A 26,374-nucleotide genomic window follows, 5' to 3' on the forward strand; every position below is an offset into this window, starting at 1 on the left:
CACAGTATGTTGCTAAAAACAACTACAGGTTCCCTAACACAGGCAAGTGAAGCTATCCAAAGATAGCTTACGAAAGAAAGAGAGTGAGGCAGCGCTTATGCCAAACAAGAGCGAATCTTTCACACACATTGATCCTTACCCGATTGTTGAAGGTGAGGAGTACATGAATGAGAAACAGAAGGAACACTTCAAGAAAATTCTGGAAGCTTGGAAACAGGAGCTGATGGAAGAGGTGGACAGCACTATTCACCACCTACGTGAAGAACCTTCAAACTTTGCAGATCCAACTGATCGCGCCAGCCAGGAAGAGGAATTCAGCCTTGAACTGCGTACCCGCGACCGTGAGCGTAAATTGATCAAGAAGATCAATGAAGCTATGGAGCTCATCGAAGAAGACGAATACGGCTATTGCGATGCCTGCGGTATCGAGATCGGCATCCGCCGTTTGGAAGCTCGTCCAACAGCGTCACTTTGCATCGACTGCAAAACGCTGGCTGAGATAAAAGAAAAACAGCTTGGCGGCTAATCCGGCTTAAGCCAGCCCCTATACCCTGAGGCTGGCTTTAACGGACCCACCTGTAGTTTTCTTTTGAGCTTCTTATAGTGTCCTATATCGGTCGCTTTGCTCCATCCCCAACCGGACCATTACATTTTGGTTCACTCCTCGCTGCACTCGCTAGTTTTCTCGATGCCCGTTCCAATAACGGTCAGTGGCTGCTTCGTATCGAAGACCTTGATCCTCCTCGTGAGCAGGAAGGATTAAAAGAAAAATTCCCGGAAGTCCTGGAAGCATTTGGTTTGTACTGGGATGATGAACTCAGCTTGCAGAGTGAACGCCTTGAGTATTATCGAGATGTACTGCAACAACTGCTGGACAGTGGTGATGCTTATCGCTGTAGCTGTTCTCGTAAAGAGATTCAGCAACGTAGCGGTAATCTGCTTTACGACCAACACTGCCTGCTACATCCTCCCGAAGAGGGAGCTAATTGCGCCATCAGAGTGTGTTGCAAAGACAGCCTAATCAGCTTTCGGGATATTATTCAGGGACCCCACGCCTACAATCTGAAAACCAGTAGTGGTGATTTTGTTGTCTACCGCCGTGATGGACTATTCGCATATCAGTTGGCGGTTATAGTAGATGATTACCTGCAAGGCATCACTCATGTGGTACGCGGCTCAGATCTACTTGATGAAACACCAAGACAGATCCATCTACAGCAGCTACTAGGATATCCTTCACCGGCTTATGCCCACATTCCAGTTGCCAATAACAGCGAAGGTCAGAAACTCAGCAAGCAGACTTACGCTGAAGCGTTAGACTGTAGCCACCCGGCCCCAGTACTGTATAAAGCACTGCAGTTCCTCGATCAGGAACCACCTGCAGAATTGCAGCAGGGCTACCGAGATGAAGTTCTCGAATGGGCGATTCAAAACTGGGACATACGTAAAATTTCTGCTGTTAAAGGTAAAATTCTACAGACAGGAAATATCTAATGTATTTCCACCGCCTTCTGCTCCTGCTCATCCCTGCCCTCTATATGGTTGTCCCTCTACTCATCGATAGCTGGCAGGCAATTCAGGGCCCTTGGTATTTGACTTACATTGTCTGGCTTATTGTGATCATACTCGCGTTTCTGGTTGAGCGAGGACGCAGAGATGTTTAGTTTACCCTCGCTTATACTGATCGGTATCGCTTACCTGCTGTTCCTGTTTGGCGCAGCCTACCTGACCGAACGTAACCTTTTGCCGAAAAAGCTGGTGCACCATCCGATAACCCATGTGTTATCGATCGGGGTGTATGCCAGTGTATGGACCTTCTACGGCGCATTTGGTTTGGCACAGGAGTCAGGATATAGCTTTCTAGGTTCTTATTTCGGTGCCGCTATTACCTTTATTTTGGGCCCCGCAATCCTAATCCCAATTTTAAGGATCACCCGTACTTACCAGCTCAGTTCCCTAGCAGATCTATTTGCCTTCCGCTTCCGCAGCGGTGGAGTCGGTACATTTACTGCCATTCTCTCAGTACTAGCGACACTGCCAATGTTATCGATCCAGATACAAGCTGTAACTGATGCGCTGTATCTGCTTAACGACCAATTCAGTGCGGATCAAATTGGCTTAGGCTTCTGTTTCGTAATCGCACTGTTCTCGATTCTGTTTGGTGCGCGCCACCCAACCCTTCGTACCAGCCACCGAGGACTGATGGTGGCGATGGCGGTTGAGTCACTGATCAAATTGGCCGCGCTTCTAATCATTGCTGGCGTCGCCATTTTTGCCATCCTCGGCGGTCCTAGCGGGGTTGAAGCATTTCTGATTAGCAACCCGGAGTCAGTTAAACAATTACAAACACCTATAGATAGCGAAGCCTGGCGCACCCTGATTCTGGCATTTTTTACCGGTGCCATTGTTATGCCACATATGTTCCATATGCTTTTTACAGAAAACTCATCTGATGAGACGCTGTACAAAGCTACCTGGATGATGCCCCTGTTTCTATTCCTCCTTGCCGCAGCTGTCCCTCCAATCATGTGGGCGGGCGAAGCACTCAACGTAGGTGGCGACCCTCAGTTTCTCGTTCTCAATTTGGGGCTGATACTGGATTCAAGCTGGCTCACCGTAGTTGCCTTTATCGGTGGTTTGTCTGCTGCGAGCGGTATCATGATCGTGGCAACTGTATCGATGGCTTCAATGCTGCAGAACCACGTTATTCTGCCATTAGTACCTAAACCAAAAACTCGTCGTTTCTATTCCTGGTTACTCTGGTTGCGACGGGTCCTAATTATGGCGATGTTACTGGCCAGTTACCTGTTCTACCGTCAGGTCGGCGGGGGTTATGACCTGCACCAGATGGGTATCATTGCAATTGTTGCCTTCCTGCAGTTCCTACCAGGCCTTCTTGTAACTTTATTCTGGCAGAGAGCAACTCGTTGGGGGCTGATTCTCGGTCTTTTAACCGGCATGGGTATCTGGCTGTTTGGCATGCTGATTCCTACACTCTCAGCGGAAACACTTGGCCTGGTACAATTTAATCTAGATAGCGATAACTGGGACCAGATCGCGGTACTTTCCGTTCTACTCAATTCAGCAGTTCTGACCGTAGTATCACTACTTTCAACACAAAGTTCGGATGAATCACAGGCAGCACAAGCCTGCTTGATGAATGCCCTGCAAAAACCCAGCACCAGCCACCTACGGGTCTCCAGGGTCAGTGACTTCAATGATCTACTCAGTTTTCGCTTGGGCAAAAAAGCTGCCGAGCGAGAAGTAAATAAAGCTCTCGAAGAGATGAATCTGCAGGCAGAAAATATACGCCCCGTTGACCTGTTACGCTTACGAACACTACTGGAACACAATTTATCCGGTCTACTTGGACCTATTGAAGCTGCTACCTTATTGGAACCCCTGGACCGTCCATCTGACCCGATGGATTTCAAAGCCAGTAATGTTCACATGATGGAAAACCAACTGGAAAACTATCAGGAACAGCTAACTGGCCTGGCTGCTGAACTGGACGAGATGCGGCGTTACCACCGCCTTACCCTTCAGAAACTACCAACGGGGGTTTGCACACTAGATACCGAGGGACAGGTCATATTCTGGAATTCAGAAATGGAACGCCTAACCGGTATTACAGCAACCGATATCATCGGTTCACGCCTTGGCCCTCAACAGAATCAATGGAGCGAAATTATAGATCAATTTTCACGCTCAACCCTGGATCACCAATTGGGTCAGAAACTGATTATTGATGAACATACTCACTGGTTTAGCCTGCACAAGTCTATTCTGAAAGAGCGCCGGGATATCGGCATGGTTATCCTGCTTGAGGATGAAAGCGAAACCAAGACCATGCAGGACAAACTAGCGCACAATGAACGCTTAGCCTCAATCGGCCGTTTTGCCGCCGGCGTTGCTCACGAGATAGGCAACCCGGTCACCGGCATCGCCTGTCTGGCCCAAAACCTTAAGCTGGAAACGGATAATGATTATATTCTCGAAACCGGTGATCATATCGTTGACCAAACCAAACGTATCAGCCGTATAGTACAGTCCCTGGTTCGCTTTGCTCATGCAGGCCGACCTGATGCTGACCGTGAACAGCTGCCGGTATCATTGGCACAGTGCGCTGCGGAAGCAATCCATCTGCTTTCTTTGGATAGCCATGGAAAGCAACAGAATTATGTTAATAACATTCCTGACGCTCTACGTATCAACGGTGATCCACAACAGATCCAACAGGTTTTTGTAAACCTGCTGCAGAACGCCAGTGATGCATCAGAAGATGGCGACTCCATCTGGCTAGAAGCTGACGAAAATACTGAAACCATCACTCTGCGGGTAACTGACGAAGGCAGCGGCATCTCAGAAGACTCTCAAGAACGCTTATTTGAGCCGTTCTTTACCACAAAAGATCCGGGTCAGGGAACTGGCTTGGGGCTATCTTTGGTGTATAACATTATCGAAGAACATTATGGTAGTATTGAAGTAATTAGCCCTGCCAACAACAAACAGAAGAAAGGCACTCAAGTGGCAATAACACTCCCACGTTTAAAAGGATCAATAGAATCCTGAACGCGGGATGGGATGTAAAGGTAAAGCCTAGGTAGAGCCTGATGAGCCGTATTCTGATTGTCGAAGATGAAACTATCATCCGGTCTGCATTGCGCAGACTGTTAGAAAAAAACAATTTCCGTGTAGATGACGCAGCCTCCGTGGATGAGGCAACCAGCCGATTTAACCTCAAAGAATTTAACCTGATTATCAGTGATCTGCGTTTGCCAGGTGCACCCGGGACAGATCTGATCGCTCTGGCAAAATCAGTTCCTGTGTTAATCATGACAAGCTATGCGAGCCTGCGTTCAGCAGTAGATGCCATGAAGTTGGGTGCGGTGGATTACATTGCCAAGCCATTTGATCATGACGAGATGATCAGCTCTGTACAGCATATTCTGTCTAACCAAACAGAAAGCAATCCCGTAATCAGCGAAGAAGTTTCTGAAGATTCGGAACCCCAAAGTACTCAGATGTTTGGTTCCTGTGCACCGATGCAGGAACTACAGAACCGGATTCGCAAAGTTGCCCGCACCGAAGCCACTGTCTTGATTCAAGGTGAATCGGGCACAGGTAAAGAACTGGCAGCACGAGCTATTCATGAACAGAGCAACCGCAGCCATATTCCAATGATCTCTGTGAACTGTGCAGCCATTCCAGAAAGCCTGATCGAGTCAGAGCTGTTCGGCCACGAAAAAGGCGCTTTCACAGGAGCCACCAGCGGGCGAAGCGGTCTACTAGAAGCAGCCGATGGCGGCACTCTGTTTCTTGATGAGATAGGGGAACTGCCACTAGAAGCGCAGGCTCGTCTGCTTCGCTTCCTACAGGAAGGCGAGATCCGTCGCGTAGGTTCAGTACAATCAAAAAAGGTTAACGTACGCCTGATTGCTGCAACCCATCGAAACCTGAAAGAACTGGCGAAGAAAAGCGAGTTCCGTGAAGACCTTTACTATCGTTTGTACGTAATGGAACTGCGCATTCCACCTCTGCGTGAGCGTGGCAATGACATTATCGAGATAGCCAATAAAATGTTGCTTAATGTCTGCCAACGTATGCAGGCAGGCAATCTTAGCTTTGCTCCGGAAACCATCCACTCAATGAGTAACTACCATTGGCCCGGCAACGTGCGAGAACTGGAGAATGCAATTGAGCGCGCCGTCATTCTGGTGGAAGGCAACCAAATAACAACCGACCTGCTTGGGCTAGACCTACCTACTACCAGTCTAAAAGAACTGGAAACCCAATTTGCCGAGCATAATACTTCAGTATTAGATAGTAATCAGCTCTCTAAAGAGGAACAGGCTAACCTATCCCTGGATGATTATTTCCAACGTTTTGTACTGGAAAATCAGGATCAACTCAGTGAAACAGAGCTGGCGAAAAAACTCGGTGTAAGCCGTAAATGCTTATGGGAGCGCAGACAGAAGCTGGGCATCCCGAGAAAAAGTAAAAACAAATAGACCTGTAACTGTTACCCCCTTCACGGGTAACAAACGTAACACAGAGGTAACAAATCAGTTGTTACCTTACTACCCACAAGTACGCCCCTAAGTGTAACAACAGGTAACAAAACCAGCACCAAAGTAGGTAACCCAAAGACCCTAAAAATATATCCACTTGTTTTTAAAGGATTTTTAAAAACTGGCACACACCGTGCTCTATATATACGCGAAAACAAAAAGAAGCATGCTTAGACACTAAGTCCGCCAATAAAAATAAAAACTGGTACGAAGTAGAAAAGCACCCGCCTCGAATAAAAATAATAATGAGGCTTAGAATAGCTGATCGTAACGAAGCACCGACGGTCCCGAAATTTGCTCTTAGAACAAAAACAACAAGCTGAGAACTAGCGTTGTTGTCTGAGATGCGATCAGCTCCCCATCCTCCCCTCTGTTTAATTCCTGTACTAAAAACTCCCCCTGTTGCCTCTAACAGTGGTATCATTGCGCCCCAAATTTAGTCAGGGATAGTGATCTAGCATTGAACGCATGTATCAACTGCTGAACCAAAGCTATCCGTTAGTATTCCGGTCACCACCGGCTACCATAGTTGAGTAGGCATAACCTTGCTTAAATCCATTAGCAACGCGCTAAGCAAAGTGTTTGGCGGCAACAAACAAGATCATCAAGACGCTATCGAGGACAGTGAAATCATAACCTCTGTGAACAAGCGCCTGATCACTGAAGATGAGCATCAAATCCCACGCCGTCATCTGGATGATAATGCTCTGAAAGTTGCCTACCGCCTTCAGGATGCGGGATTTGAGGGTTATCTGGTTGGCGGCTGTATCCGCGATCTTTTACTCAATAAAAGACCCAAAGATTTCGACGTTGCCACAGACGCCCATCCTGAGGAAGCTGCAGAATTATTTCGCCGCGGCCGTCTGATTGGTCGACGCTTCAAACTGGTCCATGTACGTTTTGGTCGCGATCTTATTGAAGTTGCAACTTTCCGCGCCAGCCACGACAGCCAATCGGAAGAGAGTTCTGGCGAACAAGGTAAACAATGCGATAGCGGCATGATCCTACGCGACAACGTCTATGGCACTATCGAAGATGATGCTCTACGCCGTGACTTTACCGTCAACGCCCTCTATTACTGCCCTAAAGATCATTGTGTATATGACTTTGCCAACGGCTACGAAGACCTGAAAAAAGGTGTTCTGCGTATGATCGGTAATCCTGAGGCACGTTATAAGGAAGACCCGGTTCGTATGCTTCGTGCTGCACGCTTTGCGGCCAAACTGAACTTCAGCATCGATAGCGCATCCGAAGAGCCGATTAGTGAATTGGCTCCAATGTTAAAGCGCATTGCACCTGCTCGTCTGTTTGATGAAGCTCTGAAACTGTTCCAGTCAGGCCATGCCATTCAGTCCTATCAGCAACTACAGCGCCTTGATCTGTTTGAGCCACTATTTCCGCAGGTACAACGCTTGCTGCAGTCAGATCAGCTTGATATGCCAATAGAGAAGCTGATCGAAAATGCATTGAAAAACACTGATAGACGCCTGGCACAACGTAAAAGCGTCACCCCTGCGTTTCTGTTTGCAGCGATCCTCTGGTATCCAACTCAGCAGCTAATGCAGAAACTGATACGCGACAACAAGATGCCACCGCTGCCTGCCCTGCACGAAGCAGCTAATCAAGTCATTGCTGAACAGGTACGCTCCACTGCAATTCCTCGTCGTTTCTCCACCCCGATCCGCGAGATCTGGGAGATGCAACTACGCCTGCCGCGACGCCATGGCAATAAAGCAGCCCGCTTGATGGAGCAACCACGCTTCCGTGCTGCTTACGATCTACTGCTTCTACGTGAGCAGAGCGGTGAAGACCTGGGCGGCCTGAGCCAGTGGTGGACCGATTTTCAGAATGCGGATGAGAACGCTCGCGAGAAGATGTCTCGCAACCAGAACAACGGCAAAAGTAGTAAACCCCGTCGTTCACGACGCAGAAAGCCAAGCAAGAAGAACAACGAACAAGTTAATCATGACGGCTAATACCCCAAGCTTGAAGGTTAGGTGTTTCATAGGACTTGGCAGCAATCTTGAAGATCCGGTTTCCCAAGTTAAACAGGCTCTGCAAGAACTAGCTGAACTACCTGACTCCCGCTTTATAAAAGCATCCTCGCTGTACAGCTCTGCACCGGTTGGTCCTCAGGATCAGTCCGACTTTGTTAATGCTGTGGCTGAAATGGAAACCACGCTTGAAGCTCATGCACTTCTGGATCAGTTGCAAAGTCTGGAACAGAAGCATCAACGGGTACGTGAACGTCACTGGGGACCACGCACTTTAGATCTGGACCTGCTTTTATATGGTACAGAGCAGATCAACAGCGAGCGTCTAACCGTGCCCCACGCATTTATGCAAGAGCGCAGCTTTGTTCTCTATCCGCTAGCTGAAATTGCAGCGGATACAGAAATCCCCAACATAGGCAGTTTGTCTCAGCTATTAGTTGCATGCCCTATGGGAACTCTGGCAAAGATATAGGTATAATCGCCACCAACGCGTAATCACAGGAAGCTATTTCCATGAGCAATATTACTCTGCACACGTTGTCATCAATGAAAAAGAACGGCGAAAAGTTTGCGGTACTGACCGCTTACGATGCCTGTTTCTCACATCTGGTCAGCTCTGCTGGCGTGGAAGTGATACTGGTTGGTGACTCATTGGGCATGGTACTTCAGGGCAATGACAGCACCCTTCCGGTGACTGTAGAAGAGATGGCTTACCACACGCAAGCTGTCGCACGTGGCAATCAAGGCAGTCTGATCATGAGTGACCTGCCATTTATGAGCTATGCCACTCCTGAACAAGCGATGGACAGCTCAGCTGCACTGATGCAGGCTGGCGCTAACATGGTGAAACTGGAAGGCGGCGCATGGCTGGCAGAAACTATTAATTTGTTAGCTGAACGCGGTATCCCGGTGTGTGCACATCTTGGTCTGACTCCTCAGACAGTCAACAAACTTGGTGGTTATCGAGTTCAAGGCCGTGACAAAGCTTCAGCGCAGCAGATGATCAATGATGCGGTAATACTTCAGGATGCTGGAGCCAGCGTTATCCTGCTTGAATGCGTACCAAGCATTCTGGCAAAAGAGATCACAATGGCTGTTGATGTGCCTGTTATCGGCATTGGTGCTGGTGCCGGTACTGACGCCCAGGTTCTAGTCATGCACGATATGCTTGGTGTTACACCAGGCCGCAGCCCTAAGTTTGTGAAAAACTTCATGGCTGATGCAGACACTATCGAAGAAGCTGTCGCTAACTACGCCAAAGCCGTTAAAGACGGTAGCTTCCCTGCAGAAGAACACGGTTTCGAATAATCATGATCACAGTACACACTATTGCTGAACTGCGCTCAGTCCTGAACGCAGAGCGCCGTAACGGTAAACGTATTGGCTTTGTGCCAACCATGGGCAACCTGCACGAAGGGCACCTGCAGCTGATTGATCAGGCCAAGGCCAGCAGCGATGTAGTCGTTTCCTCAATCTTTGTTAACCCACTTCAGTTTGGCGCTGGCGAAGATCTGGGCAATTACCCACGCACATTGCAGCAGGACCAGGAGAAATTGGAATCTCGCGGTTGTGATTTCCTGTTCGCACCTACTGACGAAGAGGTTTACCCACACGGCCGTGAAGCTCAGACTCAGGTGGAAGTACCAGTTATCTCTGATCTGTACTGTGGTGCCAGTCGCCCGGGACATTTCCGCGGCGTAGCAACCGTAGTTGCCAAGCTATTCGGCATGGTACAGCCGGATGTAGCCATTTTTGGTGAGAAGGATTTCCAGCAGTTGATGGTTATCCGCCGCATGACTGAAGATCTCAGTCTGCCTGTAGAGATTCAAGGCTCGCCAATTGCCCGTAATGAAAAAGGCCTAGCACTCAGCTCTCGTAACGGTTATCTGAGTGCAGAAGAACTGGAGACTGCTACGGTTCTGAATGCAACTCTGCGCAACGCTTCCGAGCAAATCAGCAATGGTCAGAAAGACTTTGCCGCAATTGCAGAACAAGCACAGAATGAGCTTGAACAAGCAGGCTTTGAGCGCGATTACTACGCAATCTGCCGCCGTGCGGACCTGCAACCTGCCAGCGAAGACGATAAAGAGCTGGTAATACTGGCTGCAGCCCGTCTTGGCCCAGCTCGCCTGATCGATAACATTCAGATTGACCTGTAAACACCCCGCTTCCGGATAACAAGTCACTGAGAGGTTATCCGGAAGTACATACAATCCCTGACTTTTTACCCGCCTACTCGCTACACAAGTGCCGTTTATAGCTCCCTGCAAGCTTGTTAAGCTGTTCATTCACAATCTAATTACGACGCTTTTCGGCACTGCAAAACATTGTATTTCCAGTACAAGCAGAAAAAAACCCAGTAATTACGTGGGTTGACAAAGGACCGCCCTGTCGAGCAGACTGCAGAAACGATGAATTCCTGCGCTGCAATAAAAACCAAAATGTTGAGGCAACGCGGTTCGAAAAACGGATTTTAAGAGGGTAACCCATTACCCCACCCGGCTTTTCGCTTGCAATACCCAGGTCATCTCGATGACCTATCATCGTCGTAGAGTGAACATTGTACATAGCTAAGCTAAGAGGCATTTCTAATGCGTGACGTTGTTATTGTTGCTGCCGGTCGTACCGCAGTAGGTACTTTCGGTGGTTCTCTGTCTAAAATCCCAGCTTCTGATCTGGGCGCGACTGTTATCAAAGGTCTGATCGAGAAAATCGACCTTGATCCATCCAAAGTTGACGAAGTAATTATGGGCCAGGTACTGACTGCAGGTTGCGGCCAGAACCCAGCTCGCCAGGCTACGCTGAACGGCGGCCTGCCAATTGAAGTTCCAGCTATCACAATCAACAAAGTATGTGGTTCTGGTCTTAAAGCAGTACAGATGGCGACTCAAGCGATCCGTTGTGGCGATGCAGACATCATCATCGCAGGCGGTCAGGAAAACATGAGCGCATCTGCTCACGTACTTCCAAACTCCCGTAACGGTGCACGTATGGGTGATTGGAAAATGGTTGATACCATGATCAAAGATGGCCTGTGGGATGCGTTCAACGACTACCACATGGGTATCACTACAGAGAACATCGTAGAAAAATACGGCTTCACACGTGAAGAGCAGGATGCATTCGCTGCTGCATCTCAGAATAAAGCTGAAGCTGCGGTAACTTCTGGTCGCTTTAAAGACGAGATCATCCCGGTAACGATTCCTCAGCGCAAAGGCGACCCAATCGTATTTGATACTGACGAACAGCCACGTTTCGGTTGTACCGCTGAAGCTCTGGGCAAACTGCGTCCAGCATTCAAAAAAGACGGTTCTGTAACTGCAGGTAACTCTTCTACTATCAACGATGGCGCTGCTGCAGTAATCGTTTGTTCTGCAGAGAAAGCTGAAGAACTGGGTCTGCCAGTACTGGCACGCATTAAGGCTTACGGTAATGCAGGCCTTGATCCAGCAATCATGGGTACAGGTCCAATCTGCGCAACTCAGAAAGCACTGGAAAAAGCAGGCTGGACTGTTGATGACCTGGAACTGGTTGAAGCAAACGAAGCTTTCGCTGCTCAGGCAATGTCTGTAAACAAAGATCTGGGCTGGAACACAGATATCGTTAACGTTAACGGCGGTGCTATCGCTCTGGGTCACCCAATCGGTGCTTCCGGCTGCCGCGTATTCGTTAGCCTGATCCACGAAATGAACAAGCGTGATGCGAAGAAAGGCCTGGCTACACTGTGTATCGGTGGTGGTATGGGTACTGCACTTGCAATCGAACGAGACTGATCTAGACTAAAGTCTATTGAGACCGTCCTACACTTTAAACCGCTGCTCGCAGCGGTTTTTTTCTGTCCAAAATAAGGCCGCTTCAAACCTATACCTTGCATACTAATCACACTATGCTGAATAGAATTTATTAAGCCCTGCCGTGGAATAACATTGATGGTTAATACCAGCAGCTTGATCCGTTTTATTTCAATTCTAATCCTGTCAGCACTGTTGCTTTTCACCCTGCCTGCCCTTTCCATTTCAGACCAGGAAACCGCCAAAGGTTTGGCAATGCTATTCTTCATCGGTGCATTATGGATCAGCGAAACCTTACCCATCACGGTTACTGCTCTACTCGTACCTCTTGCCGCCACCTTACTGGGTATATTCAATATTCAGCAGGCCCTGACTAATTTTGCGCACCCCATTATCTTTCTGTTTCTTGGTGGATTTGCGCTGGCAGCCGCCCTGCATAAACACGGAATTGATCGCGCGCTTGCTAACCATGTACTACGACTGGCAAATGGGCGGCTTCTCTATGCCAGTATGATCCTGTTTCTCTTAACTGCCTTTATCTCCATGTGGATATCAAACACGGCTACCACTGCGATGATGCTGCCTTTAGCACTAGGCATGCTCTCCCGCTTTGAGATTAAAGATAACCCTGGGCTTTATCTGTTCATTCTTCTGGGGATCGCTTATTCAGCCAACATCGGCGGTATTGGAACACTGGTGGGTAGCCCACCCAATGCGATTGCAGCAGCGGAGATTGGGCTTGGCTTTGCCGACTGGATGAAAATAGGCATGCCAATAGTGATCATTCTATTACCTTGCATGATCGCCTTACTCTTTGTATTGCTAGCTCCCAAAATAGATCAACACTTTGAGCAGGAAGAGCAGAATTTCACCCTAACCCTTGAACGCAACGCAGTACTGGCGGTATTTCTATTGACTATAGTCCTATGGCTGTTCAGCAAACCTCTTTCCTCTGCTCTTAGCATAGAAAAAGGCTTTGATAGCATGGTCGCAATTCTTGCTATCTTCCTGTTGGGTATACTTAAACTTGTTGGCTGGAAAGATATTGAGAAAACTACCGATTGGGGTGTACTGCTGTTATTTGGTGGCGGGATAACACTCAGCGCAATTCTGAAAAGCACAGGCGCAAGTTCATTCCTTGCTGAACAGATCAGTTTATTATTGAGCGATACGCCTTTTTTCCTCTTTCTCGCTCTGATCTGTACCTTTGTCGTCTTCCTTACAGAGATGGCCAGTAACACCGCCAGTACAGCCCTAATGGTACCTATCTTCATTTCAATAGCCGCTGAACTGGGTTTCCCCGGCGATACTCTGGCAATTGCGATTGCAGTCAGCGCATCCTGCGCCTTTATGCTACCTGTGGCGACACCCCCAAATGCCATTGTATTTGGCACCGGTTACATTCCTCAAAAAAGTATGATGCGAACCGGCTTTTTCCTTAACCTGCTCTGCATTGTACTAATCAGTGTGAGCATGCACCTGCTATTGGGTTAAAGCTCAACAATCGCACCTTTACCCACACCTTCAAAGGCGCGTACCAGAACACGCTCATTCGGGTGATCTTTCTTTATCTGATGCGCCAGATGGTCAGCAATAAGCTCAACGGTGCTATCAGTATCTATCAGATAGCACACAGACGCTGGCAAGCTGATAGCAAAATCACCCTGGGGTGCTGTGTAAGCGTAGTGGTGACGGGACTCGCAGCGCTCAACCAAATGCGACTCTGAGCCGATGTAGATATCCTTAAAAGATTCAGCCCACTCAGCTTCAAGTTCTGAGTCACGCTGATCATTAATATAGATCTCTATCTTCGAGCGGTGACCATGGGCAATGCGCTGGCAGTTACCATCATGCTTCTGCAGACCGTGACTGTAGTGATAGAAAGCGCCATCAATGCGCTCAGGCACAAAGGAGATTTTCAGCCCTTTTACCTCTTCCGGGAAAAGCTCCAACAGTTTATCACGACACCAATCAGCCAACGTATGCTCTGTAATATCCGGCATACCTACCAGGCAGATCGCAGATTCAGGGGAACGGCAGTAGAAGCTTTCACCATCGGGGTAGAGCCACTCCACCTCAGTGTAACCATCATTAGTAGCGTGGCTTAAACGGGGCATTCCCGTTGGGACCACCAGCGCATGATCAACCCAACGATCAAACCAGCGCTTAACCTCTTTTTTCACAATGCCAAAATCACAGATCATACCTTGCTCATTCAGGCTTCCATCCAGCTCCAGCTGCACCAGCCAGGACTCCCCCATCAAACCACGATGTGGGTGCAGGTATGAAAAATCGACATTGGTCAGGTTATCTACAAACAGTTTCACTTTTAGCTCCGTTGCGAGGCAGACATCTATAATTACTGCCTCAAAATCAAGGCGCGTATATTAGCCTAAAAACTGATCACAAAAAACGTTACAGCATTCATGGTAATAGTTCAGATATAATAGCCGCTTTTCCGACGGCTCCAGTTATCACATCACTATGCGCTTAGACAAATATCTCGCCCAATCCACAGGATTCTCCCGCAAAGAGGTCCGCCGTTTTATGAAAGCAGGTGAAGTTGTGGTGAACGATATCGAGGTATCCGACCCATCCCAGCACATAGGTGAAGAGGATGAGGTATATCTCAGTGGTTATCCGGTTGACGCACCCGGCGATAAATACCTGATGTTGCATAAACCTTTGGGCTGCGTTTGCTCCAATGATGATGGTACTCACCCTACAGTACTCAGCCTTATCGACCTGCCTCGCGCAGAAGAACTGACAATCTGCGGCCGCCTTGATGTAGATACGACCGGGCTTGTTCTGATTACCAGTGATGGCAAATGGGCGCATAGAATCACTTCACCTAAACATAAGACAGGCAAGCTTTACCAAGTCACTACTGCTGATCCAATTCCAGAGGATGCCGTAGAAAAATTCGAGAACGGCCTGATGCTTATCAATGATAAGCAGCGCACAAAACCGGCACAGTTAACCATCACAGCCGAGAATGAAGCCGAAGTGATTCTGACCGAAGGCCGTTACCATCAGGTGAAGCGTATGTTCGCTGCCATTGGCAACAAGGTTACGGAGCTTCACCGGCAACGCATCGGCGATATTGAATTGGATGAAGATCTGGAACCAGGTGAATTCCGTTTCCTGACAGATGAAGAGATCAACAGCATCAAATGAGTGATTCCGCTTTTAACCAGCTTATCCCTTACCTGAAGGATACGAATATACGCAGCTTATGGCTGGCCGATGAGAACCTTCTCAGCGCCAACTTAAGGCCCAACGATGCTGTTACCGTAATCGCCAACCGTATAGATCTGGAACAACAGCTGCAAAAGCAGGATTGGAAGGTTCTCTTCTCAGACTACGATTTCAGCATTATTGAAGACAACTCCCTTGATCAGGTGATCTACCGCATATCCAAAGAGAAACTGGTCGTTCACCACATCATCAATGAAGCGTTCCGCTGCCTCAAAGAAGATGGCCAACTGATTCTGGCAGGCGACAAAGGCGAAGGGATCAAAACCTACTTCAGCAAAGCAAAGAAGCTGTTTGGAGAGGGAGAAAGCAGTAAGGCGGATAAAGACACTTGGCTGGCGATCTTAAGCAAACATAACGAAGTCAGCAACAAACAGCTTGATGACAAAAACTACCATGAGCTACGTGTGACCTGCTCAGATACCCAGCATGAGTCATCTTTTGAATACTACAGTAAGCCAGGGGTGTTCGGCTGGGATAAAATAGATAAGGGCAGCGCCTATCTGATTGAAAATCTGGATAGCTTCCTAATGACCCTGATAGAACCACCCAAAAACGCTCTGGATCTTGGGTGCGGATACGGCTACCTTTCGCTCAATCTGAGCTATCTGGATATACCGGTAGTAGCTACCGACAATAATGCAGCGGCAATAAAAGCCTGTGAGCGTAACTTCGACCGCTATCCAATCAATGGCAAAGTAATTGCTGCCAGTTGCGCAGAAGGGATCACCGAGAAGTTCGATCTGATCGTCTGTAACCCTCCCTTCCATGCAGGCTTCTCAGTAGATGGAGATCTGACCGACCGTTTCCTTAAGGCCGCTCACGATCGTTTACACAGCCGAGGTGTTGCCTGCTTTGTAACAAACATCCATATTCCGATTGAACGTAAAGCCCATCAATACTTCCATCAAGCAGAATGCATTATGTCCAATGGTAACTTTAAGCTGGTGCGTTTAACTCATAAGATGTGATCGACTGATTAACCCGAATTTTTCATGAAGGCGCTAAAAATCATACTGTAAGCCTTATGCTACCTGGGTTTCCTGCATATATTAGAAAGTTACACTATGTAACCAACCTATCACTGATCAGTTTTCTGAAAAATCTGACGTTACACTTGTTCTCATCTTCCTTGAACCTTGGAACCACCAAGGCCCTGCACAAGATAAAAACAATTGCTTAGCCATATTTCCCAAAAATTCCGATCCCTACATAAAATATCCGGGTTAAGCCTCTTTACGCTTCACTGCCAGATAAACACCCGCAACAGCTACGACAATGCCTACCAAAGCGACCGCATTCAAAGTTTCATCAAACAGGAGCCAGGCTTCTAACGCGGTCAGTGGTGGTACCAGATAGAAATAACTCGCCACTTTGCTCGCCTCACCTTCACGGATCATCACCAGCAGCAATAAAATAGCGGTTACTGACAGAGCCAACACCATCCAGGCTAATGCGCCCAGCAGAGGCCAGCTCCAATCCACCTGCCCAGAATCAAACAGAAATGCCAACGCAGCCATCACAAAGGCAGTGGCCAGATATTGGTAAAAAGCCCCTACCATCAGATCTACACCGGAGCCAAAACGCTTCTGGTAAAGCGTACCTATAGAGATTGCCAGCAAAGCAATTATTGCAGCACTCCAGGCATCCCAACCTGCGATGTCAGAATTACCCTGCCCATTCTGACTAACCACCAGCAACACACCGACAAAGCCCAGCAACAAACCTATCCATTGCCTTTTAAGTAAGCGCTCACTTAGCCACAACCAACCGATTAACGCTGTTAGAAGAGGTTGTACTCCCATCACCAATGAGGTGATTCCTGCAGGAAGCGCCCAATCGATTGCGGCAAAAACACCACCCAGATAACAAGCGTGAACCAGAAAACCTACAACCATTTGATGCCCAGCCTGCGGCAGCGAGCACCACTGGGGCTTACGCCATAACAATAATCCTGCAAATACCAGCAGTGTTAAAACGGTTCGCAGCAGTAATACGCTAAATGGTTCCATATAAGGCACAGCATATTTAGCCCCGATAAAACCGGTGCTCCATATACCTACAAAGGCCCAGGGAACAAGCGCCAGGCGCTGCTGCTTACTTAACATAGCGAATAACTCTAAGGTTGAAGAGGGTCACTTTAACGGCACTAGTCGTAATTAAACAGGGACAAATTCTAACTAGTCACAGCAGTACAGATTGGCTTTCCACTTTGAATTTAACTACTGAAACAATAATAAATCATGAAAAGCATACAAGTTTGTTTGAATATACAAGCTAATCACCTGATTTATTAGACTTTTTAAAAATCTGAACAATACTAAACAGGTAATTAACACGAGAACGATTGCCTATGGCCTGCTTAAGCTTACGTGAAGCAGAAGATCACCTGTCGGTTGAAGCGGTGTTAGAACATCCAGACGAAGGTGAAACAGTTGATTTCGAAACCATCCAACATCTGCTGGAAGAGGCAGATCTTACTTCTCTTAAATGGGAAGATGCTGCCATCAATCAGATCATCTCTGCAGCGGAAGAGCCTGATAATGAGCAAACCCGTTTCCCTATTTCCTTCATTATCGCCAAACGAATTGATGCCCAACTATCGTTACAGCTTAGCGCCGACAAACTGACAGCCACAGCAACCATACGAGCCGCATACGGCGGCAAGCCGATAGGCCCGAAACAACTAAAACAAGCACTGGCCGCAGCCAATATCCGCAAAGGCCTAAGAAACAAAGAACTAAGCGCTCTGCTCAAGGAAGCGCATCAAGCCAAGCCGGGCAGCACAATCGAAAAAGAGATCGCCTGTGGGCGTAACGCCGAACATGGCAAAGACGGGGAATGGATCTCCGACGTTAAAACTCTGAGACAACAACTGAATCAACCGAAAGAGCGTGGCGATGGCACGGTAGACTTACTCGATTTCGGCGAGATCATGACCGTAAAAGAGGGTGAGTTACTGATGCACCTTGAACCACCTACCCCCGGGAAAATGGGTTTTACTGTTACTGGCGAAGTAATCCCCCCCAAACCGGGTAAAGAGGTGCCATTTACTCCATCCGAAGGGGTTATACTCAGTGAGTCAAAAGATCAGATCCTTGCAGCGCGGCAGGGATTGCCCGTCGAACAACCTCGCGGTATGCGTGTTGACCAGATCTATACCGCTGCAAAAGTAGATATAGGCACCGGACATATCAGCTTTGATGGCAGCGTTATTATTCAGGGCGACGTAGAGGATGGTATGAAGATCTCAGCCACCGGAGATATCACTATAGGTGGATCTGTCTACTACGCCCATATTGAAGCCGGCGGCGATATCATCGTACGCAAAGGAGTTATCGGTCGTCAGCAACAGGATAGCTCTCAGCACTTCAACCCCGAGGAACTGAACTGCCACTTACAAGCAGAAGGACATGTCCAGATCGGTTTTGCTCAATACGCTAAACTGGATGCGGAAAAAGGGATTATTGTTGATAAACAACTACTACACTGCCTAAGCCAAACCCGCGGGCTACTGGAGATCGGGCGCGCCCCCCGAGACCGTAATAGCAAGCTAATCGGCGGTCTTACTCATGCCTGTAAAGGTGTCTCCTGTGCCAACTACGGTACGGAGGCCTTTATCCCAACCGAGATACGTCTTTGCTGTCACTATGAAGAGAGCAAGACCCATGAACAGCAGTTGAGTGAAAAGCTCAACAGTAATCAGAAACTTCTGAATGAACTCAGGCTTCTACTACCTGAATTCAAAACCCTACCCAAAACCATGGATACCCTGGAGAAAACTAAACGTCTGGTCAGTGCGATAAAACACACCGCAAAACTGGTTTCTGCACTGAAGCACCAGATTAGAAAACTCCGCGCCTATAGGGAAAACCAACTACATTCAGCACAGATGATTGCCCGGGGTTATATCTACCCCAATGTGAAGGTGTATATTGCGGACCTCCCTTATAAGTTTACTAAAGAGTGCGCAGGAGGCGGGATAGCATTTAGGGATGGGGAGGCTATGTATGAGCCTGAACTTCGCTCTTTTTAGTAACAAACCCCAAAGCCCTTCTTAGTTACCAACGTTTTTACATTGCTCGATTTTGATCACCAAAACGTACTTATTCACCTCGTTCCCCTTCCCTGTTTTTTCAATACTGGATTTATCTGTATTAAAAACAAAAAGGTTCAATAATGAGCAAACGATTACAAGGCAAAGTAGTTTTGATCACGGGTGCAGGCGGTGGCTTGGGGAGTGCCCAGGCTAAATTAATGGCGAAAGAAGGCGCCTCAGTCATGCTCACAAATTTACCCGAGGACCCAATTATTGCTCAGAGCCAACCAGCGACCGGGCTGTGGGATAATGCCAAGCAAACTGTCGAGTCAATTCGTTCTGAAGGCGGCCAAGCCGAACTTTGCGCTTTAGACGTCACCCAGGAAGAGCAGTGGATTCAGGCGGTAAAACACACCGAGCAAACTTTTGGTAAGTTAGATGTACTTGTGAATAACGCAGGTATCTATTATCACGCCGGCTTGCTTGACCATACTATTGATAAATTCCAACAGATTGTGGGAGTCAATCAGCTCGGTTGTTTACTCGGTATGAAAGCAGTTGTGCCCTCCATGCGAAATAATGGCGGGGGCTCTATTATCAATTTTGCCTCTATCTACGGGATTTCTGGTGCAGGAACATCTACCGCTTATCAGAGCACTAAAGGGGCTGTACGTTTGATGACGCGTTCAGCTGCACTCGAGTTTGTTGCAGATAATATCCGCATAAACTCCATCTGCCCGGGTATGTTTGATACTAATTTGTTTGAAAGCTCTGTACCGAAAGAAGCTTGGGAGCCACTAATCGAAATGGTACCGATGAAACGCTTTGGTAAACCTGAAGAGATTGCATACGGAACCTTGTTTTTAGCTTCAGACGAATCCTCGTTTATGACGGGAACCGATCTGGTGATCGATGGCGGGTATACCTGCCCCTGAGCAAAAGAGTCTAGTCTTCACTTCTTTTAGAAGTGAACCAGAACAAAGGCTCCTACCAGATAATTTAAGCTGCGAGTAGCCAGGAAAAGCTATCCGCAGCTCTAATACTCTCAACACTCGTCATTCCAGCGAAGGTCGGAATCTATTATTTTCGCCTCTGCGAGTAAAGAGCTTTGGTGGTAAAACGCCCCTCTCTACCCCTGTTATTATCGATAAATTAAGGCTTTAACTGCAATTCGATATGGAAGGTCGTGCCTACGTTCACATCCGATGTTACAGCCATATGCCCCTGATGATGTTCGGTAATAATAAAGTAGGGGAAAGACAAACGTTTACTCGCATCAAAGTCACTACTACTCAGAGAATCGTGACTAAAATACGGTTCAAAGATAATTTGCTGTTCGTCGAGATCGATACCAACACCGTTATGTTGAATCTTCACCCACAAGGAATCGTAACAAGTTAATACTTGGATAGTGATTTTAGCTTGGTGTTCAGGCCTTTCCACATTGCTTAACGCATAGAGACTGTGACGGATTAAGCTTAAAAACACCTGCTGTAATTCAGAAGCCAAACATGGAATTAAAGGCAGATCCGCTTCATACTTGCGCTCCACTTCTACATCGCTAAGTTTTAAGCCATCAGTAAATGAGTAAATCTCTTCAGCCAGCTCCAGCGTGTGATCCATAATTTCGGGGATTAAATGTGGCGTAAGGTCATCCTGACTACTGGCAGAAAACTCCATCAGGTTTTTGGTAATAGCCAAAGCCCGGCGACTTTGATCCCCTACTTCGGTTAATAACGATGTCAATTGATCATCGCTTTTGCTTTCGACCTGCAGCAATTGCATCGCCTGAAAGATTTCTTCATTAATCACATGCAGTGGAGCGCTCAGATCATGAGCCATAACCGACGACAACTCACCCATGGCAGATAGCTTATCTTTTTCGATGAGTTGATTTTCAGACTGCACTTGCTGAGTCACATCGTCAATTAGAATAACCACACCACCATTTACCTGATCCCCCAAAGGATACACCGTAATTTCGAAATGCAGCTGACCACGATAAGTACGTCTCAAATGCAGTACCTCTTGCTCGCTCACTGCCTTTTCAACCTGCTCCTTGGAAACCGGTATCATTGGATAGACTTTCCACAACGCTTGATCTAGTGCATCTTCTGCTTTCAACCCGGTTATACGTTCAGCCGCATTGTTCCAGTGCGTAACCACGCCATTCTGATCAAGACCAGCCAACATTACAGGCATGGATTTCAGGATACTCTTAATATAAGCCTCAGAGCTATGCAGTCTCTGGTTGCTCTCTTGCAGTTTCTGGTTGGATTCATCGAGCGTAGCCGTACGCTCCTGAACTCGTAGTTCCAGTTCGTCATTCATTACTGTTAAGGCACGGTTGCTGCGGTTCAATGCACGTCGGCTAACAAAGAGGAAAATGGCGGTGGTTGATAAGAGAATAATGAGAATGCCGCTGGACCAGTTGGCAACGTACTGCCAATTAGTACTGCCATCATCTTCTTTAAAATATTCACGTAGACCGGCATTGGCCCATTGGCTGTAGGCAAGGCAATACCATGTAATAAGTGCAGGAGTAAAAAGGGATAGCAGTTTTCTCATTTAAAATTTACTTTCAAGCTGGTAATTGTGGTGGGCACTGTTGACCTTATCAAACAGGCACCTGAAGTATAATGTTTTTACGGAGAGAATAGGTGAATTTAGCTGAACGCTTACTTCACTGCTATTAAATTGATAGTTGTCAGATACCGTTGAGGGATTCATTTCAGTGAGGATTGGGATCTATCCTTTTTCTTTTTCGCCTTATGGCGAGTTAAGGCCTTTGGTGGCAAAGGCCTTAACAATCCACTCTCTACCTCAAAGGAAGCACCCCTACTGTTTGGTTGGCTCCGCCAACTCCCCTGCGCGTTTCAGGTTTAGTCGGGGCTCCAGAACTCGGTCACTACATGACCTCAAACAGGCTTCGCCCTTTTTCGATTAAACCTTCCAATGCTCCGCTGCACAGAAGGGGAATTAAATCCGTGCCTATCCCCCCCTAGATCTGCTTAGCAGTTAGTTAAATTAATATTTTTCACACAATTACAACCAACATGAAATAGATTAACCTTGTTAACGAGTTAATTAGTATAGAATTCATCTGTAGGTTCAAGTATTTGAGATTGTTAAATGAATAGCTTATTAGGCGTTGGAATTTATAGCGTGCAGGAAGCCGCTGCCATCACCGGAATCGAAGCAAGGAAGATTCGTAGGTGGTTATTCCAATATAGAAACAATGAGTTCAATGGTCTGTGGAAAACAGAACTATCAGGCTTAGATATGTCTGATAACTTAAGTTTTCATGACCTCTTAGAACTAAGATTTGTAAACGCTTTTAGAAATCATGGTGTGAGCTTTCAAGCTATTAGAGTAGCAGCACTGCATGCCCAAGAGCTTATTGGTTCAAAGTATCCCTTCACCTGTAAAAAATTTCTTACTGATGGCCAGTCCATTTTTGCTCAAACTCTTGAGGAAACCGGCGATGAATGCCTGATGGATTTGGTAAAAAAACAGTATGTATTTAAGCAAGTTATATCTGATTCGCTCTATGCAGGCATAGAATACAACGACAATAATCTAGCTTCTCGTTGGTACCCTACTAGATCTCGAAAAATCGTCTTAGACCCTACTAGGTCTTTCGGGAAACCGATTCTCACTGATTTTGGTATTACTACCGAAACTTTATTCGCTGCATGGAAAGCAGAAGATAAAAACTATCGCATTGTTGCTGATACTTATGAGATCCCCTTAGATCAAGTAAAAGCAGCTATTGGTTTTGAGCAACGGATTGCTTCTAATGAAGTTCTTCATTGATAACAACCTCTCTCCCCATCTTGCCCGCGCCCTTAATGAGCTATGCGCAGGGCAGCATAGCGTGACCCACCTTAGAGAAAAGTTCGATCATTCCACAGATGACGTTACTTGGATTAATACACTAGCTAAGGAAGGAAATTGGGTAATAGTGACCCAAGATAGATTAAGCAAGGGAGATATGGAAAAAGAAGCTATACGCCGCAGCGGCTTAACTGTTTTCATACTTGCAAAACAATGGACGCAAATTAAGTCATGGGAAAAGGCTCAGAAGTTAGTTCATTGGTGGCCGAAGATTATTGAACAGTCTGAAATGGTAGAAGCAGGGGCTGCGTTTGAAATTCCTTGTAAACCAGCCACTCATAAAGCACGCTTTAAAACTCGGAAGTTATAAAAATCGCCAATGAATCAGCGGTTTCTTTTTTCCTAGCCCCTAGCAGCCGAAGGCGTTCTAGTAGGCGTAGTCGTCCTCGCCATTGAGCTAAGCCATCGACTTAGCGTTTCGGCAAAACCCAGTTAGGCCGTGGAAAATGACATGTATACCCACCAGGAAAATGTTCAAGATAATCCTGATGTTCTGCCTCTGCCACCCAAAACTCCCCAGCAGCTTCAACCTCAGTAACCACCTTACCCGGCCACAAGCCACTGGCATCAACATCCGCAATCGTATCGAGTGCGGTTTGTTTCTGAGTTTCATCAACAAAGTAGATCGCTGAGCGATAGGCCGTACCCAGATCATTGCCCTGCCTGTTGGGCGTGGTGGGATCATGTATCTGGAAGAAAAACTCTAATAAGGTTCGGTACGATATCTGGCTTGGATCAAACAGGATTTCGATACCCTCAGCATGAGTACCATGATTCCGGTAAGTAGCATTCTGAACGTAGCCCCCGGTATAACCCACACGTGTTGCAAGTACGCCCGGCAGTTTCCGAATCAGATCTTGCATACCCCAGAAGCATCCACCAGCAAGTACAGCTCTTTCTTCGGACATTCAGATACCCTCCACCTTTATAAAAAATTTGTACGGTAAATATTTGTTACTCAATTACTAAGAAAGTTCCCATAGACATTGAGCCTTCATCAACTCAGAACTGATAACTAGTACGGCGGTTATACAATTTAAGATTTATATCATGCATAAAAAAACCGCCGATAAAATCGACGGTTTTCGTTTTTCCTAGCTACTCGCAGCCGGAGGCGTTCTCGCCACTCGCCGCAGAGCGAAGCTCTGGCTTAGCTAACCGCGTCATCCGCTTCCAGATCTTTCATAGACAGTTTGATACGGCCGCGCTGGTCTACGTCCAGAACTTTAACCTTAACCATCTGATCCATCTGGATGTAGTCAGTTACTTTCTCAACACGCTTGTTGTCGATTTGAGAGATGTGAACCAGACCATCTTTACCTGGCAGGATGTTTACGAATGCACCGAAGTCTTCGATACGAACAACCTTACCTTCGTAGATCTGGCCGATTTCTGCTTCTGCAGTGATCTCGATGATCTTGTCAGTAGCTGCTTTAGCTGCTGCTTTGTCTTCAGCATATACGCGAACTGTACCGTCGTCTTCGATATCGATAGACGCGCCAGTTTCTTCAGTCAGTGCACGGATAGTTGCACCACCTTTACCGATAACGTCACGGATCTTCTCAGGGTTGATCTTCAGCTGAGTCAGAGCAGGAGCGTTGTCTGGCAGTTCTGGACGAGCATAACCGATAACCTGTGCCATCTCTTTAAGGATGTGTACACGTGCTTCGTATGCCTGCTCCAGAGCGATGTCCATGATCTCTTCAGTGATACCAGTAATTTTGATATCCATCTGCAGAGCAGTTACACCACGCTCAGTACCCGCTACTTTAAAGTCCATGTCGCCCAGGTGATCTTCGTCACCCAGGATGTCAGTCAGGACAGCGAACTTGTCGCCTTCTTTAACCAGACCCATTGCGATACCCGCAACTGGTGCTTTCAGAGGTACTCCTGCGTCCATCATGGACAGAGACGCACCACATACAGAAGCCATGGAGCTGGAACCGTTAGATTCAGTGATCTCAGATACGATACGGATTGTGTATGGGAACTCTTCCTGTGTTGGCAGAACTGCTGCAACACCACGACGAGCCAGACGACCGTGACCGATCTCACGACGACCAGCACCCATCATACGACCACATTCACCTACAGAGTATGGAGGGAAGTTGTAGTGCAGCATAAATGGATCTTTACGCTCGCCTTCGATTGCATCGATGATCTGCTGATCACGTGCAGTACCCAGCGTACAAGTTGCGATAGCCTGTGTTTCACCACGTGTGAACAAAGCAGAACCGTGAGTGCCCTGTAGTACGTCGATCTGTACGTCGATACCACGAACAGTCTTAGTATCACGACCGTCGATACGTGGTTCACCGTTTACGATACGGCCACGAACAATCTCTTTTTCCAGAGAGCTAACGATACCGGACACATCACCTGCAGAAGGCTGACCTTCTTCGTCGCCCGCCAGTGCTTCAACTGCTTTAGTACGCAGTTCAGCCAGCGCATTCTGACGCTGCATTTTGTCAGCAACCTGGTAAGCAGCAGTGATGCCTTCGCCTACTTCAGCGCGTACTTTCGCGATCAGATCTTCATCTTTCGCTGGCGCTTCCCAAACCCATGCTTCTTTACCAGCTTCTGCAGCCAGTTCATTAACAGCATTGATTACAGTCTGCATCTCCTGGTGTGCGAAAAGAACCGCACCCAGCATTTCATCTTCAGACAGTTCCTGAGCTTCAGACTCAACCATCAGAACCGCTTCAGAAGTACCCGCTACCACCATGTCCAGCTCAGAAGTCTGCAGCTGTTCAAAAGATGGGTTCAGCAGGTAGCCCGCTTCTTCAGTGAAGCCAACACGTGCTGCACCGATTGGACCCTGGAATGGGATACCAGAGATAGCCAGTGCTGCAGAAGTACCGATCATTGCAGCGATATCTGGATCATTTTTCTTATCAGCAGAAACTACAGTACAAACAACCTGTACTTCGTTCATGTAACCTTTCGGGAACAGTGGACGAATTGGACGGTCGATCAGACGGGAAGTCAGCGTTTCTTTTTCAGAAGGACGCGCTTCACGTTTGAAGAAACCACCAGGGATACGGCCTACTGCATAGTATTTTTCCTGGTAGTGAACGGACAGTGGGAAGAAGCCCTGTCCTTCTTTTGCTTCTTTAGCGCCAACAACCGTACACAGTACTTCGTTGCCACCCATTTTAACCAGAACAGCACCAGTCGCCTGACGCGCAACGCGGCCAGTTTCGATTGTTACTTCCTGACCACCAAACTGAAATGTTTTAGTAGCTATTTGGAACACAATAATTTCCTTTATTTGTTTGGTAGGGCAGTGCTTGTTAACGGTTCAAACCTAAAGTCTTGCCAGTACTC

Annotated in this window: 22 protein-coding genes; 17 read left to right on the top strand and 5 right to left on the bottom strand. The window is 47.4% G+C overall.

Annotated features, from left to right (window positions below; translation table 11 throughout):
* Positions 1 to 97: 97 nt before the first annotated feature.
* The 11 genes from dksA to GY843_RS14735 all read left to right on the top strand — a co-directional run bounded on the left by dksA (position 98) and on the right by GY843_RS14735 (position 13,350).
* Entirely contained in the window at positions 98 to 526 is a 429-nt protein-coding gene (gene dksA, locus GY843_RS14685; protein ID WP_297310688.1) for an RNA polymerase-binding protein DksA, read from the top strand.
* Positions 527 to 603: 77 nt separating this feature from the next.
* Complete coding sequence (gene gluQRS / locus GY843_RS14690; RefSeq protein ID WP_297310689.1) at positions 604 to 1,494, top strand: tRNA glutamyl-Q(34) synthetase GluQRS; 891 nt, start codon at positions 604 to 606, stop codon at positions 1,492 to 1,494.
* Positions 1,494 to 1,664 (top strand): hypothetical protein, encoded by a 171-nt coding sequence (locus tag GY843_RS14695; protein ID WP_297310690.1) that lies wholly within the window; start codon positions 1,494 to 1,496, stop codon positions 1,662 to 1,664. The genes gluQRS and GY843_RS14695 overlap by 1 nt, the downstream gene beginning before the upstream one ends.
* A complete protein-coding gene (locus tag GY843_RS14700) occupies positions 1,657 to 4,572 on the top strand; it encodes a sensor histidine kinase (RefSeq protein WP_297310691.1) in 2,916 nt (971 codons plus the stop codon). The genes GY843_RS14695 and GY843_RS14700 overlap by 8 nt, the downstream gene beginning before the upstream one ends.
* Before the next feature lie 41 nt (positions 4,573 to 4,613).
* Positions 4,614 to 6,011: a sigma-54 dependent transcriptional regulator gene (locus GY843_RS14705; RefSeq protein ID WP_297310692.1), complete on the top strand. Its 1,398-nt coding sequence runs from the start codon at positions 4,614 to 4,616 to the stop codon at positions 6,009 to 6,011.
* A 605-nt stretch (positions 6,012 to 6,616) separates the two neighbouring features.
* Positions 6,617 to 8,047 carry a polynucleotide adenylyltransferase PcnB gene (gene pcnB / locus GY843_RS14710; RefSeq protein ID WP_297310693.1) on the top strand — a complete coding sequence of 477 codons (1,431 nt, stop codon included), beginning with the start codon at positions 6,617 to 6,619 and terminating at the stop codon, positions 8,045 to 8,047.
* A complete protein-coding gene (folK, locus tag GY843_RS14715) occupies positions 8,037 to 8,537 on the top strand; it encodes a 2-amino-4-hydroxy-6-hydroxymethyldihydropteridine diphosphokinase (protein ID WP_297310694.1) in 501 nt (166 codons plus the stop codon). Before pcnB ends, folK begins: the two co-directional genes overlap by 11 nt.
* Positions 8,538 to 8,578: 41 nt before the next feature.
* A complete protein-coding gene (gene panB, locus GY843_RS14720; RefSeq protein WP_297310695.1) occupies positions 8,579 to 9,373 on the top strand; it encodes a 3-methyl-2-oxobutanoate hydroxymethyltransferase in 795 nt (264 codons plus the stop codon).
* 2 nt (positions 9,374 to 9,375) lie between these two features.
* Positions 9,376 to 10,224 carry a pantoate--beta-alanine ligase gene (gene panC / locus GY843_RS14725; RefSeq protein ID WP_297310696.1) on the top strand — a complete coding sequence of 283 codons (849 nt, stop codon included), beginning with the start codon at positions 9,376 to 9,378 and terminating at the stop codon, positions 10,222 to 10,224.
* 432 nt (positions 10,225 to 10,656) lie between these two features.
* A complete protein-coding gene (locus GY843_RS14730; RefSeq protein ID WP_297310697.1) occupies positions 10,657 to 11,838 on the top strand; it encodes an acetyl-CoA C-acetyltransferase in 1,182 nt (393 codons plus the stop codon).
* A 156-nt stretch (positions 11,839 to 11,994) separates the two neighbouring features.
* A complete protein-coding gene (locus GY843_RS14735) occupies positions 11,995 to 13,350 on the top strand; it encodes a DASS family sodium-coupled anion symporter (RefSeq protein WP_297310698.1) in 1,356 nt (451 codons plus the stop codon).
* Here the strand turns inward: GY843_RS14735 and GY843_RS14740 are convergent.
* Positions 13,347 to 14,183: a 6-carboxytetrahydropterin synthase gene (locus GY843_RS14740; protein WP_297310699.1), complete on the bottom strand. Its 837-nt coding sequence runs from the start codon at positions 14,181 to 14,183 to the stop codon at positions 13,347 to 13,349. The genes GY843_RS14735 and GY843_RS14740 overlap by 4 nt on opposite strands.
* Positions 14,184 to 14,340: 157 nt before the next feature.
* Between GY843_RS14740 and rsuA the strand changes: the two genes are divergently transcribed.
* Both rsuA and GY843_RS14750 read left to right on the top strand, forming a co-directional pair.
* The gene (rsuA, locus tag GY843_RS14745) at positions 14,341 to 15,033 is read left to right on the top strand and encodes a 16S rRNA pseudouridine(516) synthase RsuA (RefSeq protein ID WP_297310700.1); all 693 of its coding nucleotides are present in this window, start codon (positions 14,341 to 14,343) and stop codon (positions 15,031 to 15,033) included.
* A complete protein-coding gene (locus GY843_RS14750; RefSeq protein ID WP_297310701.1) occupies positions 15,030 to 16,082 on the top strand; it encodes a methyltransferase in 1,053 nt (350 codons plus the stop codon). The genes rsuA and GY843_RS14750 overlap by 4 nt, the downstream gene beginning before the upstream one ends.
* Before the next feature lie 255 nt (positions 16,083 to 16,337).
* Here the strand turns inward: GY843_RS14750 and GY843_RS14755 are convergent, their stop codons facing one another.
* A complete protein-coding gene (locus tag GY843_RS14755; protein ID WP_297310702.1) occupies positions 16,338 to 17,219 on the bottom strand; it encodes a DMT family transporter in 882 nt (293 codons plus the stop codon).
* Between the two features lie 245 nt (positions 17,220 to 17,464).
* Between GY843_RS14755 and GY843_RS14760 the strand changes: the two genes are divergently transcribed.
* Together GY843_RS14760 and GY843_RS14765 are read left to right on the top strand one after the other, a co-directional pair.
* Positions 17,465 to 19,147 carry a DUF342 domain-containing protein gene (locus GY843_RS14760; RefSeq protein WP_297310703.1) on the top strand — a complete coding sequence of 561 codons (1,683 nt, stop codon included), beginning with the start codon at positions 17,465 to 17,467 and terminating at the stop codon, positions 19,145 to 19,147.
* A gap of 143 nt (positions 19,148 to 19,290) precedes the next feature.
* The gene (locus GY843_RS14765; RefSeq protein ID WP_297310704.1) at positions 19,291 to 20,085 is read left to right on the top strand and encodes an SDR family NAD(P)-dependent oxidoreductase; all 795 of its coding nucleotides are present in this window, start codon (positions 19,291 to 19,293) and stop codon (positions 20,083 to 20,085) included.
* Positions 20,086 to 20,302: 217 nt separating this feature from the next.
* Here GY843_RS14765 and GY843_RS14770 read toward each other — a convergent pair whose 3' ends face one another.
* Positions 20,303 to 21,718, bottom strand: coding sequence for a nitrogen regulation protein NR(II) (locus GY843_RS14770; protein ID WP_297310705.1), 1,416 nt, complete (start codon positions 21,716 to 21,718; stop codon positions 20,303 to 20,305).
* A gap of 564 nt (positions 21,719 to 22,282) precedes the next feature.
* Here GY843_RS14770 and GY843_RS14775 point away from each other — a divergent pair.
* Complete coding sequence (locus GY843_RS14775; RefSeq protein WP_297310706.1) at positions 22,283 to 22,966, top strand: DUF433 domain-containing protein; 684 nt, start codon at positions 22,283 to 22,285, stop codon at positions 22,964 to 22,966.
* A complete protein-coding gene (locus GY843_RS14780; RefSeq protein ID WP_297310707.1) occupies positions 22,950 to 23,357 on the top strand; it encodes a DUF5615 family PIN-like protein in 408 nt (135 codons plus the stop codon). Before GY843_RS14775 ends, GY843_RS14780 begins: the two co-directional genes overlap by 17 nt.
* A 100-nt stretch (positions 23,358 to 23,457) precedes the next feature.
* On the opposite strand, the gene msrA is transcribed toward GY843_RS14780, so the two are convergent.
* The gene (gene msrA / locus GY843_RS14785) at positions 23,458 to 23,955 is read right to left on the bottom strand and encodes a peptide-methionine (S)-S-oxide reductase MsrA (RefSeq protein ID WP_297310708.1); all 498 of its coding nucleotides are present in this window, start codon (positions 23,953 to 23,955) and stop codon (positions 23,458 to 23,460) included.
* A 242-nt stretch (positions 23,956 to 24,197) separates the two neighbouring features.
* A complete protein-coding gene (pnp, locus tag GY843_RS14790; RefSeq protein ID WP_297310709.1) occupies positions 24,198 to 26,303 on the bottom strand; it encodes a polyribonucleotide nucleotidyltransferase in 2,106 nt (701 codons plus the stop codon).
* Positions 26,304 to 26,374 lie beyond the last annotated feature (71 nt).

It is taken from the genome of Neptuniibacter sp. (assembly GCF_024231755.1).
GTDB lineage: Bacteria > Pseudomonadota > Gammaproteobacteria > Pseudomonadales > Balneatricaceae > Neptuniibacter.